The organism is Acinetobacter johnsonii (assembly GCF_048551975.1).
Classification (GTDB): Bacteria; Pseudomonadota; Gammaproteobacteria; order Pseudomonadales; family Moraxellaceae; genus Acinetobacter; species Acinetobacter johnsonii_A.
The window spans coordinates 44384-57120 of the sequence record NZ_JBIMCF010000002.1 but is presented as its reverse complement, the minus strand read 5'-3'; the positions used below and the strand labels follow the sequence as shown (position 1 = coordinate 57120).

The window sequence follows — 12737 nt, the reverse complement described above, 5'->3', positions numbered from 1 at the left end:
ACACCAAGAGTCACGTCACAACTTGTCTTAGGTGTCATGCTCTTTTGAATGTTTTATGGGCTATGTTTGATTAAAATTTGCTGTGCCGCATGTTGTACTTGTTCAATCACGACTTTGAGTTCATTGAAACGCTTGATGGTTTCTTGAACAAATTGTTCATCTGCTTTACGACGCTCTTTACGTAAGGTTGAAACAAACTGTTCAAATGTCCCTGTTGCTTCTTGTAAGTTGGGTACACCGACATAGCGTGTTGCACCATACAGGCGGTGTAGCACATGCTCCAATTGTGGGAAATCTTCCATTTCAATCAATTGCTTCATTTCATGCAACTCAGTATCAAAACTGTCCATTAACATACGCAATAAGTCGACCGCTAAATCTTCTTTATTGGCGGCTAACTGTAAGCTTTGCTGCCAGTCGAGCACCTTAGGATCGAGTGCTTCAATCACGATAGCTTTTTCAACGGGTGAGCCTTTATTGAAGCGATCAGTGGTCCAATGGGTCAGGATTTGAATAATCTGATCAATTTGAATTGGTTTGGTGACATAGTCATCCATGCCGACTTGCAGTAGTTTTTGCTTTTCATCGGCCAATGCATGTGCGGTGAGGGCAATGATGGGCAAACGTTTATGGTTTTCAATGGTTGACTCCAGCGCACGAATGGCACGTGTGGTATCGACCCCCGACATGACAGGCATTTGAATATCCATAAATACCAAATCAAAAGCTTTGCTGTCGTGTTCAGCACGCTCTTGTAAAATCTCTAAGGCTTGTTGACCGCTTAAAGCTTTTGTTGTCTTGACATTCAATTCGCCCAGCAGGGCTTCAAGGACAATCAGGTTAGGGAGATGGTCATCCACCGCTAAAATATGTAAGCCTTGACCATTGAAGGACTCCATTTCATCTTCTTCAAATAGCGGTTGATTGCTGAGTAATTGAATCAAAGCACTCCGACTGAGCGGTTGGTATAATGGTCGTGCGCGATACTCATTCAGCGTAGTCAAATCGAGTGACATCTGGTAACCATAAACCGCAAGGTTACCGCTATAACGTTGACGAATTTCTTTTAATAAAGCTTCGGTATCCCCACTATGGTCAACAATCAACCATGTGTTTTCCACATCTTGAGGCAGTCTGTTGAGGTGACTGAACAAGTCTAAAATTGAACTCGATTCGATGTGCTCCACAGCATAGTCTTCAAGATAATGACGCAGAATATTGGCCGTTGCAGGATGTGCCAAATACGAGACCACTTGCATATCGCTAAACTGAGGATGCTCGACGTATTCATCTTCTTCATTGACCATAAACATGGCTGTAAACCAGAAGGTGGAACCTTTTTCGGTGGGTGCACGTTCTTGGTTGTCCTCAAATCCAATTTGCCCCTGCATCAAATGCACCAGTTGTTTGGAAATCGCTAAGCCCAGACCTGTACCGCCAAATTGACGCGTGACTGAAGCATCGCCTTGCGAAAAAGACTCAAACAATTTTTTACGGTCGGTTCCACTGAGTCCGATGCCGCTGTCCTGTACACTAAAGTGCAATAGGCACTGTCCAATATCATCTTGTTCCATTCTTGCACGGACGATGATCTCGCCATCAGGAGTAAACTTAATGGCATTGGAAATCAAGTTGGTTAAAATTTGTTTGAAGCGTAGGGCATCTCCAACCACATGCTTTGGTACATTGTCGGCATAGTAAAAGGCCATATCGATATGCTTTTGTGCAGCAAGAGGAGACAGCATATCCATAACATCAAAAATTGCTTCTTCTAGATCAAAAGTTGCAGTATCGAGTTCTAGTTTACCTGCATCAATTTTTGAAAAATCTAAAACATCATTAATTAGTGCCAGTAAGTGTGCAGATGATTTTCGGATGGTTTGTAAATACAGATTTTGATCATTGTTGAGGTTGTCTTGACGCAGTAAGAGATGAATAAAACCATCAATACTGTTCAGTGGCGTGCGCAGTTCATGGCTGATATTGGCCAAGAATACAGACTTGGACTGACTGGCTGAAATGGCTTGGTCACGCGCTTGACGATAGGTAATGTTTTGCACTTCTAAAGTGTCAAGGGTTCGACGTAAATCGTCTTCCGTCTGCTCAGTGTGTTCTTTCAATTCTAAAAAACTAAAATGCAGGCGTTTCACCACATTGGCAATATCGCGTTGTAGTAAGCGTAATTCACCGGTGCTGTTAATCAGCATGTGTTGATCAAGGGTGTCGGCATTTAAACGTTGCAGCTGCATGCGAATTTCATACATCGGCGCAATCCAGCGACGCGAGTAGAAATTTAAACAGAGTAAAAGCAATAAGAGTGTCAACAGACCTGTCGCAATCAATACAATCAACACGCGATAACGGGCAATTTGTAAGGGCTGGTTATCTAATTCAACCACCAACTGTGCAGGCGTGCCTGTAAATTGGTTGATGGGCAAACCATATACGGTATTACCTTTAAAATTCATCGGGCCAAAAAAATCAGTATTTTTTTTCAGCGCGGGCCAAGGCGCGTGGTCTTGATAGCCAATGCTCAGTTTGTTATTGCCTTTTTCATCAATAATTGCGGCACGAATCAGATGTTTTTCATCTAACATCTTTTGCATCAAATAACGTGCATTTTCATATTGCCAAGGGGAGGCATTCAACAGATTGATCGCCGCTTCCGCATCTAGCTGATAGCGCGTTAAAATTGCAATCGCCATTTGTCGCTGCTGGGCTTTGGCGGCATTTGAAGTTTCGGTAATAACCAGTAATGCACCTACACAAGCCAAAATCATAATCGGCACGAAAATAAGTGCAATCAGCTGTCCATAAGCATGGTTTAAGTGCAGACGATTAAATAACTTTTTATTGATATTTGACATGGTGCAAGTGATTTATTCCCTATGCTTTGAAGTGTAGCACGCTTTATAAAAAATCGATGGTGCTTTAATCACTTTCACGAAAAAGCACGCTAAATGAGTGCAGGGGCTGGCATTTTTCCATACAATAGGCGCACCTCGATCAAGGTAAAAAGAATGAGTACTACATCCACTGATTTTCAAGCAGACGAATTTTTGTTAGATCACTATGTTGGAAAAACGCCACTGGTGCGTTTACAGCGTCTGGCAAGTCACACTCAAGCAACAGTATTGGCAAAGTTAGAAGGCAACAACCCCGCAGGTTCTGTCAAAGACCGTCCCGCGTATAACATGATTATGCAAGCGGAAAAGCGAGGGCAAATCCAGCCGGGCGATACCTTGATTGAAGCGACCAGTGGAAATACCGGCATTGCACTGGCAATGGTTGCTGCGATGCGTGGCTATCAGATGAAACTGATTATGCCCAACAACATGAGTCAAGAACGTAAAGATGCCATGCGTGCTTATGGCGCGGAACTGATTGAAGTAACCAAAGAAGAGGGCATGGAAGGTGCACGTGATTTGGCTTTGCAAATGCAAGAAGAAGGCAAAGGGCACGTACTCAACCAGTTTGGTAATCCTGATAATGTTGAAGCACATTATGTAACGACTGGGCCTGAACTTTGGCAGCAAACAGGTGGAAAAATCACTCACTTTGTGAGTTCAATGGGTACTACAGGTACCATTATGGGGGTCTCTAAATATCTCAAAGAGATGAACCCCGACATTCAAATTATTGGCTTACAGCCATCAGATGGTTCAAGTATCGCTGGGATTCGCCGTTGGCCGGAAGAATATTTACCAACGATTTTTGACCGCAGTCGGATTGATCAAATTATTGATATTCCGCAAATTGAAGCGGAAAAAACCATGCGTAAATTGGCGCAAAAAGAAGGGATTAGCGCAGGAACTTCTTCAGGTGGTGCGGTGTGGGCATCGATTAAAATTGCTGAAGAAAACCCCGGTGCTGTCATTGCGTGCATTATTTGTGACCGTGGTGACCGTTATTTATCGACGGGTCTTTTCTCTGTGGTCGATCCTGAATAAAACAATAAAAGAGAATCTGATATATGCGCCTACCTGTGCTCACCTTTGATATTGAAACCATGACTGATTTGAGATCGGGGGCGCATTTATATGGTTTAGATTTGCCTGAGGCTGATTTGGAGGCGGCACTGACCAAATTGCGTCGCCAAGAATCAGGCATGGATTTTCAGCGTTTGGCTTTGCATGAAATTGTGTGTATTTCAGGCTTATGGCTGGATGACCAAGGCCAGATGAAACTTTTTTCTTTTAGCCGTGAGCAATATTCGGAAGCAGAAATCCTCAGTAAGTTTTTATCCATATTTAATAAGCGCTTACCAACTTTAGTGAGCTGGAATGGTGCTCAGTTTGACTTACCTGTAATTATGCTTCGCGCCATGTATCATGGTTTAACTGCACCTGCTTTGTTCGATCAAGGCGAAATTGACACACAAAAGCGCTATAATAACTATCAGAACCGTTATCATCAGCGTCACATCGACCTGATGGATGTGATGGCAATGTTTAATGGGCGTCATTTCCAAAAGCTAGATGATGTTGCCCATTTATTGGGGTATCCCGGTAAACGAGGCGATGGGGCTTATCATGTACCTGAATATGTTCGGGCACAGGAGTGGCTCAAACTCACCAGTTATTGTGAAGGTGATGTGCTAAATACATGGCTGGTGTATTTGCGTTGGCTCTTGCTCAAAGGGCAATTGCTCGCTCAAGACCACCGTCATTTTATCGATCAAACCATCCAGTTTTTACAGGGTCAACCGCAGCATCAAGACTTTTTGTCGGTGTGGCGCGAGACCTCACAGCAGACGGCTTTTACCGCTGCCGATTTTTCCCCTTCCCATCTTTAGGTACACATGAAACATAGAGCCAAACCTCGTCCAACTCAACAACCCATTTATATTTTTCAGGTTGAGTCAATTTCGCATGAAGGACGCGGCATTGCGCACTATGGTTCGCATCCAGACCATCCTGCAGACAAGCATGGGAAAAAAGTCTTTATTAGCTATGCGTTGCCGGGTGAAACGGTCAAAGCGCAGATTACACATGCTGTAAAGCGCTTAGAGGAAGCTGATGCTGTTCAACTCCTCAGTGAAGCCTCTGCTTTTCGGGTTGAGCCGAAGTGCCCGCATTTTAAAAGCTGTGGTGGCTGTAATATGCAGCACATTCATCCCGATGAACAAATTCGTTTAAAGCAAGAAGTGCTTAAATCACATTTGCAGCATTTTGCTGGGATTCAACCTGAAGAATGGTTGCCACCTTTGCGCTCTTTACGTGAAGACTACCGCCGTAAAGCACGCATTGGGGTGCGTTATTTGCCGCACAAAGACCAATTGGTCGTGGGTTTTCGAGAGCGTCAAACCAATAAACTGACTTCAATTGATCGTTGTTTGGTGTTAGATCAAGCGTTTGGTTCAATCACACGCTTGAAGCAGTTACTCCAAAGTCTAACAGCCAAAGCGGCCATTGGTCATATAGAATTGGCCATGGGGGATTGTGAGATCGCCCTTACGGTGCGACATACTGAAAAATTAAACACCGAGGATGTCAACCGATTAAAACAATTTGCGTTAGACAGAGGGTGGCAGTTGTATTTACAAGTTGCTGGCCCAGACAGTCTAAAGCGTATGGATGATGAGCATGCAGAGATGCGTTTACATTATCGTTTAAGTGATTTTGATGTGGCATTTGGATTTAACCCACACGACTTTACTCAAGTAAACTCAACCATTAACCCGCAAATGGTGAAATTGGCATGTGACTTGCTAGATTTAAAACAAGGAGAACGTGTTCTCGATTTGTTCTGTGGTCTAGGAAATTTCTCTTTGCCTTTGGCTCGATGCGTGGGAGCAACAGGACAAGTGGTTGGTGTTGAAGGCAGTGAAGAAATGGTTCAACGTGGTGCAGAAAATGCGAAACGTAATGCGCTTCGCCAGTTGGAGTTCTTTTCACAAGATTTAACAAAAGATTTCTCGCATCATTCTTGGGCAAATCAAGGATTTGATGCATTATTGATAGATCCTCCACGTGCAGGCGCAGAGGAAATAATGCATTATATGCCTAACTTTGGTGCAAAAAGAATCGTTTACGTGTCGTGTAATCCAGCGACACTCGCAAGGGATGCGGGGCTGTTGGTACAACAGGGTTATCGATTAGTCAAAGCCGGTGTGATGGATATGTTTACCCACACAGGTCACGTTGAGTCGATAGCATTGTTTGAAAAAGATAATGAGATAAACGATTAAAGAATATGAAGCGTAAAAGTGTAGGAGAAGGGTATGGTCACAGTACGTGAGCAACTACCTGGGCGACTCAATGAGTTGTCTCAGGAGGCGACTGTAGAGCATGCCGAACAAGCTCAACATGATTTGGCTGAATGGTTGGATCGTGTTCGAAGCATATTAGATGATGCGAAGCTTGAGCAACTCGAAGAAGTTGCCAATTTGACTTTACAAAAAGAGTTAGAAACCACGGTTAATCATCGTTCCAATACCTTTTATACCGGTATTGAAATGGCAGATATTCTGGCCCATTTACATGTCGATGAAGATACCTTGGCTGCTGCGATGCTCTATCGTGGTGTACGCGAAGGCGTGATTCCATTGGCGGAAGTACAAGAGCATTTTGGCGAACAAGTGCATGCACTGGTCAAAGGCACTTTGGCTATGGGTAAGTTGTCCGACCTCATTGAGCAGAATAAACGCCTCGAAGATCACTTTAATAACAATCAGCGTGAGCACTTAAACGGCATTTATAAAATGTTGATTTCGGTGACGGAAGACGTGCGCGTTGTACTGATCAAATTGGCTGAGCGGACTTATGCACTGCGTGAATTGGCGACTTCATCTAAAGAACGTCAAGAGCGTGTAGCACGAGAAATCTTAACCATTTACTCACCTCTGGCACACCGTTTAGGGATTGCGCAGTTAAAGTGGGAACTGGAAGATTTAGCCTTTCGTTATTTAGCACCTGATCGCTATAAAGAAATTGCGACCCTGCTGAATGAAAAGCGACTGGAGCGTGAGCAATATATTCAGTTTGTGATTGATACATTGCGTGCATCTTTGAATGAGCATGGCATTGAAGCTGAAATTAGCGGCAGGGTAAAACACATTTATTCGATTTATCGAAAAATGAAAAGTAAGAACCTGAGCTTCGATCAGCTCTATGACATTCGTGCCGTTCGAGTCTTGGTTAAAACGGTTCCTGAGTGCTATCACTCGCTGGGGATTGTGCATCAAATTTGGCGGCATATACCGCATCAGTTTGATGACTATATTACCAATCCGAAAGCCAATGGTTACCGCTCACTGCATACGGCTGTGATTGCGGAAAACAAATCACTGGAAGTTCAGATTCGTACCAAGAGTATGCATGAAGAAGCAGAGCTTGGGGTGTGTTCGCACTTTAACTATAAAGAGGGCGGTAAGAATACTGATCACTCTTTTAACCATCGTTTACATTCATTGCGTGCAGTCCTTGAACATTATCAAGAGCGCAATGATGCGAATGTACATAAGTCGGATGAAGACTCTGAAAATTTTGAGCAAATTCAAGATTTTGAGGATTTTGAGAAGATTTATGTCTTTAGTCGTGATGGTGATATTAAAGAGCTCCCACGTGGTTCGACCGTACTCGACTTTGCTTACCATGTACATACTCAAGTCGGTAACAAGTGTTATGCCGCGCGGGTGAATCAGCGCTATGTTCCGCTAACTTATACTTTAAAAACGGGTGAGCAAGTTGAGATTTTAACCAAGAAAGACCGTGAGCCAAACCGTGATTGGTTGGTGAACTCTTTAGGTTATATCAAGACGGCACGTGCGCGTGACAAGCTGCGCCATTGGTTCCGCCAACAAGACCGCAGCAAAAACTTGGAAGTGGGCCGTGACCTGCTCAACAAAGAACTTTCACGTTTAGCAATTCACCCAAAAAGTATTGATTTGAATGATTACTGCAATCATTTTAATGTCAAAGCGGGTGAAGATATTCTGATTGCCCTAGTCAATGGTGACATTAGTCTGCACGCCTTGATCAATCAGGTGAACCGCCATATGCATTTGGATCAGGATGAACCTGAACTGGTGCTGAAGCCGACGTTGAATCCACGTGCTAGTCATACTTTGTCAGCGCATGGCATTTTGATTGATGGTTTAGATAACGTTGAGCTGCATGTGGCGCAGTGTTGTCAACCTGTGCATGGTGAGTCAATTGCGGGTTATATCACCTTGAACCGTGGGGTGAGCATCCATAAAGTGGCATGTTCTGATTACTTACGCATGATTCAAAATGAACCGGAGCGTGCAGTAGAAGCCGATTGGGAAATGCAGCCAACGCGTGGTCAGAGTGTGCAAATTGTGGTGGAGGCTTATGATCGCCGTGGTTTGCTCAAAGATTTGACCCAAGTGATTTTCTCCGATCAAATCAATATTCGTCAGGTCAATACCATCTCTGAAGCAGACGGTATTGCCAATATGAAATTGTTGATTGAAGTTAAAGGTTTATCACAATTATCAAAACTGTTGGCACGATTGGAGCAACAACCAGGCATCATTAGTGCGCGTCGTTTAGTGCAAGGTAACTAAACAAACTGAAATAAAAAAAGCCTGCAATTGCAGGCTTTTTTATTTAGAAAGGTACAAATTAGTCAGGCGGTTGAGAAATTGGGGGCTGATTTTACTCAGTTGAAATAAAAGCTTGGTTTTGGTGCCCACGGCTTGATGCGTTGCTGTGAGTGCCGTATCTTTTGCAACAGCCCTTTGAAAAACGTGTTGCGCTACATCTTCTGCAGTTAAGTGTACCCCCATGTTTTGAATAGTCGTCGCTTGCATATCCTGCACCATGGCAGTTTGTACAAATAGCAGCATGACATCTAATACGCGAATGCCATATTTCTGCCATTCGGTATCTAAGCCTTCGGTGATGCCGCGTACCGCAAACTTACTGGCAGAGTACGAGACCAAATCGGCTTGACCATAGATCGCTGAGGCTGAAGAAAGATTGATGATGCGGGCAAAATTTGCTTGTTTGAGATAGGGTAATGCAGCGTGACAGCCATTCAGTACGCCATTGACATTGATCGACATGGTTTTATGATGTGCGCTGATCTCTGTTCGTTCAAAAGGCCCTGAGAATAGAATTCCTGCATTATTGACCAAGATATTGAGCTCGCCCGCCCATGCGACAAACTCGGCTAAAGCAGTTTGCCAGTCTTGATAGTTGGAAACATCGAGTTGTCCTGTTTTGGCATTTGGGCCGAGGCTGGCTGCCAGCTGTTGGGCTTGAGCACTATTAATGTCATAAATTCCCACTTTGTAGGGATGTGCATAAAATAAGCGAGCGATGGCCTCACCAATACCTTGGGCTGCACTGCTAATCAAAATACTGCGCATTGAAAGGGCTCCTTGTTGCTCTTTTTCTTGATGTTATTGTTGTGATTGGATTGAGCATAACAAATGAATGCCGTCATAATGTAATTTTTATCAATATGATTTTTGAAGAGAGATAAACATGGAACAATTGCTGAACGTGATGCGTGAGTTACGTGAAAAATGTCCATGGGATCAACAGCAAACCCCAGAAAGCTTAACCCGCTACGCTATTGAAGAGGCTTATGAAGTTGAAGCTGCTGTGCGTTCAGGTAACGCTGATGAGGTGCGTGATGAGTTGGGTGATTTACTGCTACAGGTGGTTTTCCAGTCACAGATATATGCCGAGCAAGGGACTTTTAATTTTCAAGATGTGGTTCATGTCATCACAGAAAAACTAATTCGTCGTCATCCCCATGTCTTTCAAGCACAGCAGTTTTCAGCTTTGTCTGCCGAAGATGTGGGCGAGCTTTGGAAGCAAATTAAACAACAGGAAAAGCAGGGTAAGGCACAGTCACGATTAGACAGCATCAAACATGGTCCAGCCTTACAACAAGCGGAACAGATTCAAAAAAATGCAGCACAAATCGGTTTTGACTTTCCTGATGTAGCAGGCGCTTATACCAAGCTTGAAGAAGAATTAGCTGAATTGAAACATGCTGTTCAACAGCAAAATTCCGATGAAATAGCAGATGAATTTGGCGATTGTTTATTTTCAATGATCAATGTTGGGCGTAAACTGGGCGTCTCAAGCGAAATGTCGCTTTTGAGTACGATTCATAAATTTCGTACTCGTTTTGCTTTCATTGAAGATCAGGCTTTGCAACAACAAAAAAAGATTGAGCAGATGTCTTTAGAAGAAATGGATCAACTGTGGGAGCAAGCCAAATTACAACTGAAATAATAAAAATGGTGGCTTGAATTGATAAAAATAAAAGTAAGTTTGTTGATCATCGCGTTGTTATTACTGAGTTTACTGGCGTGTATACCTAGTAGTTATGCACAGTCTTTTGATCAGAACTACCTGAATTGGAAAGCAGAGCAGCAGGCGTGGGATGATCGTATTCAAGCTCCTAAAAGCGTGAAACGTGCTGTGTCTCCTGTTCAGGCTCAACCTGTGTTGAGCACAAATAAAATTAGTTTAAATCAAGCCAGTGTCGATCAATTACAGCAACTTCAGGGTGTGGGTCTAAAAAAGGCACAGGCAATCGTGGCCTATCGCCAGAAACAAGGACAATTTAAGACTATAGATGAGCTGCAGCAGGTGCGCGGGATTGGACCGGCAATTTTTGCAAAAAATAAAGCCCGTTTGGGCTTGTGAAAAAAGCGGTGTCATTTATTGGTGAATTGATCAGAATCCTGCTTTGCTTTCGATAATCAAATTGCCCTTTGATTGTGTTAGATATATGATTAGCGTCATCTTAGAATTTTACGTTTAGGCGTAGGAGACAGCGGCTTTTGCAAACTTTGCGCGCGTCAAAATGTGGTTTATCAACCGCTCAATTACCTTCTTACATTTTAGATGTGATCGATGCATTAACTAAGGCAGGCTATGAAGCATATATCGTCGGTGGCGGTGTCCGCGACATGATGCTTGGCCTAAATCCCAAAGATTTTGATGCAGTGACCAATGCAACACCGTCACAGGTAAAAGAAGTTTTCGGACGACGTTGCCGTATTATCGGGCGCCGTTTTGAGCTGGCTCACGTCTATTCAGGTCGTGAGTTGGTTGAAGTGGCAACTTTCCGTGCACCGCCGAAGAAAGAAGTCACCTCTGCGCAAGGCATGATTTTGCGTGATAACAATTGGGGTACGATAGAGCAAGACTTTGCCCGCCGCGACTTTTCAATTAATGCGATGTACTATCAGCCACGTAAGGGTGTTGTCTTGGATTTCTGTCATGCTGTGGATGACATTAAAAATAAAACCTTACGTCTACTAGGCGATGCACAAACGCGTTTTGAAGAAGATCCTGTGCGAATGCTGCGAACTTTACGTTTTGCTGCAAAATTAGGTTTCTCAATTGATCATCAAATTCTCGACGTTTTCACCTTGGAAATGACGCAGTTGTTGCGTGATGTTTCGCCGCACCGTTTATATGATGAATCTCAGAAGCTGTTCACTATGGGACATTTAAATCGTGTGTTGCCAATGTTGATCGATTTCGGCATTTGGAAGCAGTTATTTGCAGATATCCAACCGAATATCACCCCATTTATTGAACGTGCCGCTAAAAATACCGATCAGCGTATTCAAGTGGGCAAAACCATCAATCCTGCATTTTTCTATGCGGTGTTATTATGGAAGCCGTTCTTGGACCGTTGTGAGTTTTATAGCAGTAAAGGTGTGGTTGCGGCTGAAGCTCGTGCGCAAGCGGGACTTGATGTATTAAAACGCCAAGCCACGCGGACTATTATTCCGAGATTTGCTGAAACCTTCATTCGTGAGGTGTGGGAAATGCAAACTCGACTACTCAACCCGAAAGCACAGCAAATTCAAGCCTTATCTAGCCATGCACGTTTTCGTGCAGGCTTTGACTTCTTGTTGCTTCGCGAAAAATCCGGTGATGAGGGTACGCTCGGCATGGGACAGTGGTGGGATGCCTATCAGTTGATGAGCACCGATGAAAAAGAGCGTGCCATCAGCCAATATAATCGCCAACGTGCAAAATCACGTCGCAGTGGTAAAGGAAGTGCTGAAGAAGCGGCGATTGCTAAAACGGTAAGTCATGAAATTGAGCCTTTAGTTCAAGAGCAAGAATCGCGCAGCCGTCGCGCACGTAAACCGAAGCAACACGCTGAAGCTCGTACCCAGACTGGTAAGGGAACAGGTCACAGCTCGACCGAGATTGGTGCAGACCACCCAATTTTAAAACGTAAACGTGTTCAGCGTGATTTAAGTAGCGTGATTTTTGGACCGACACAATGAGCATCGTCACGTACATTGGTCTAGGTAGTAACTTAGGCGACTCTAAAGTGATTTTGACTGAAGCGGTGCACAAGTTGGCCAGTCTTGGCGATGTGAAGATCTCCAAGCTGTATCAAAGCCCTCCGATGGGACCGCAAGACCAACCCAATTATTTAAATGCCGTGGTGCAACTCAGCACAAACTTAGCACCGTTGGCTTTGCTGGATGAATTGCAACGTTTTGAGCAAGAGTCGGGACGTGTACGTTTACGCCATTGGGGTGAACGCACTTTAGATTTAGATTTACTGATCTATGCAGAAGAGAAAATTCAGAATGAACGCTTAATCGTGCCACATGTTGGTGTGATGGAACGTGATTTTGTGTTGATTCCATTGCTCGATTTAGACCCAGATTTACACATTGATGGTATTGCGTTGAAACAGTTGCCTGTTGTACAACAACCCACGTTGAGCGTGCTGGATGCAGGCAATTGGGCAGAGATTTAATTTAGCCGAGC

Annotated in this window: 10 protein-coding genes; 8 read left to right on the top strand and 2 right to left on the bottom strand. The window is 43.8% G+C overall.

All coding sequences use genetic code 11. The annotated features are described in order from the left end of the window. Nucleotides 1-53: 53 nt before the first annotated feature. Complete coding sequence (locus ACG9ZB_RS02405) at nucleotides 54-2867, bottom strand: ATP-binding protein (RefSeq protein WP_419323875.1); 2814 nt, start codon at nucleotides 2865-2867, stop codon at nucleotides 54-56. Between the two features lie 153 nt (nucleotides 2868-3020). Here ACG9ZB_RS02405 and cysM point away from each other — a divergent pair, with 153 nt between their 5' ends. From cysM to ACG9ZB_RS02385, 4 genes are read left to right on the top strand one after another with little or no spacing between them, the layout of a single operon-like run. Beyond that, entirely contained in the window at nucleotides 3021-3950 is a 930-nt protein-coding gene (gene cysM, locus ACG9ZB_RS02400) for a cysteine synthase CysM (RefSeq protein ID WP_419323874.1), read from the top strand. A 23-nt stretch (nucleotides 3951-3973) separates the two neighbouring features. Next, nucleotides 3974-4795 (top strand): 3'-5' exonuclease, encoded by an 822-nt coding sequence (locus ACG9ZB_RS02395; protein WP_419323872.1) that lies wholly within the window; start codon nucleotides 3974-3976, stop codon nucleotides 4793-4795. Between the two features lie 6 nt (nucleotides 4796-4801). Further along, nucleotides 4802-6190, top strand: a complete 1389-nt coding sequence (gene rlmD, locus ACG9ZB_RS02390; protein ID WP_419323870.1) for a 23S rRNA (uracil(1939)-C(5))-methyltransferase RlmD — start codon at nucleotides 4802-4804, stop codon at nucleotides 6188-6190. Between the two features lie 33 nt (nucleotides 6191-6223). Continuing rightward, complete coding sequence (locus tag ACG9ZB_RS02385; protein WP_419323868.1) at nucleotides 6224-8530, top strand: RelA/SpoT family protein; 2307 nt, start codon at nucleotides 6224-6226, stop codon at nucleotides 8528-8530. Between the two features lie 39 nt (nucleotides 8531-8569). Here ACG9ZB_RS02385 and ACG9ZB_RS02380 read toward each other — a convergent pair whose 3' ends face one another. Continuing rightward, the gene (locus tag ACG9ZB_RS02380) at nucleotides 8570-9337 is read right to left on the bottom strand and encodes an SDR family oxidoreductase (protein ID WP_419323866.1); all 768 of its coding nucleotides are present in this window, start codon (nucleotides 9335-9337) and stop codon (nucleotides 8570-8572) included. 118 nt (nucleotides 9338-9455) lie between these two features. Between ACG9ZB_RS02380 and mazG the strand changes: the two genes are divergently transcribed. The 4 genes from mazG to folK all read left to right on the top strand — a co-directional run bounded on the left by mazG (nucleotide 9456) and on the right by folK (nucleotide 12726). Continuing rightward, on the top strand, nucleotides 9456-10217 hold the full coding sequence (gene mazG / locus ACG9ZB_RS02375; protein WP_419323864.1) for a nucleoside triphosphate pyrophosphohydrolase: 762 nt from the start codon (nucleotides 9456-9458) through the stop codon (nucleotides 10215-10217). Between the two features lie 18 nt (nucleotides 10218-10235). Then, on the top strand, nucleotides 10236-10634 hold the full coding sequence (locus ACG9ZB_RS02370) for a ComEA family DNA-binding protein (protein WP_419323862.1): 399 nt from the start codon (nucleotides 10236-10238) through the stop codon (nucleotides 10632-10634). A gap of 137 nt (nucleotides 10635-10771) precedes the next feature. Further along, on the top strand, nucleotides 10772-12241 hold the full coding sequence (gene pcnB / locus ACG9ZB_RS02365) for a polynucleotide adenylyltransferase PcnB (RefSeq protein WP_419323860.1): 1470 nt from the start codon (nucleotides 10772-10774) through the stop codon (nucleotides 12239-12241). Next, nucleotides 12238-12726, top strand: a complete 489-nt coding sequence (folK, locus tag ACG9ZB_RS02360; RefSeq protein WP_419323858.1) for a 2-amino-4-hydroxy-6-hydroxymethyldihydropteridine diphosphokinase — start codon at nucleotides 12238-12240, stop codon at nucleotides 12724-12726. The genes pcnB and folK overlap by 4 nt, the downstream gene beginning before the upstream one ends. Nucleotides 12727-12737: the final 11 nt, after the last annotated feature.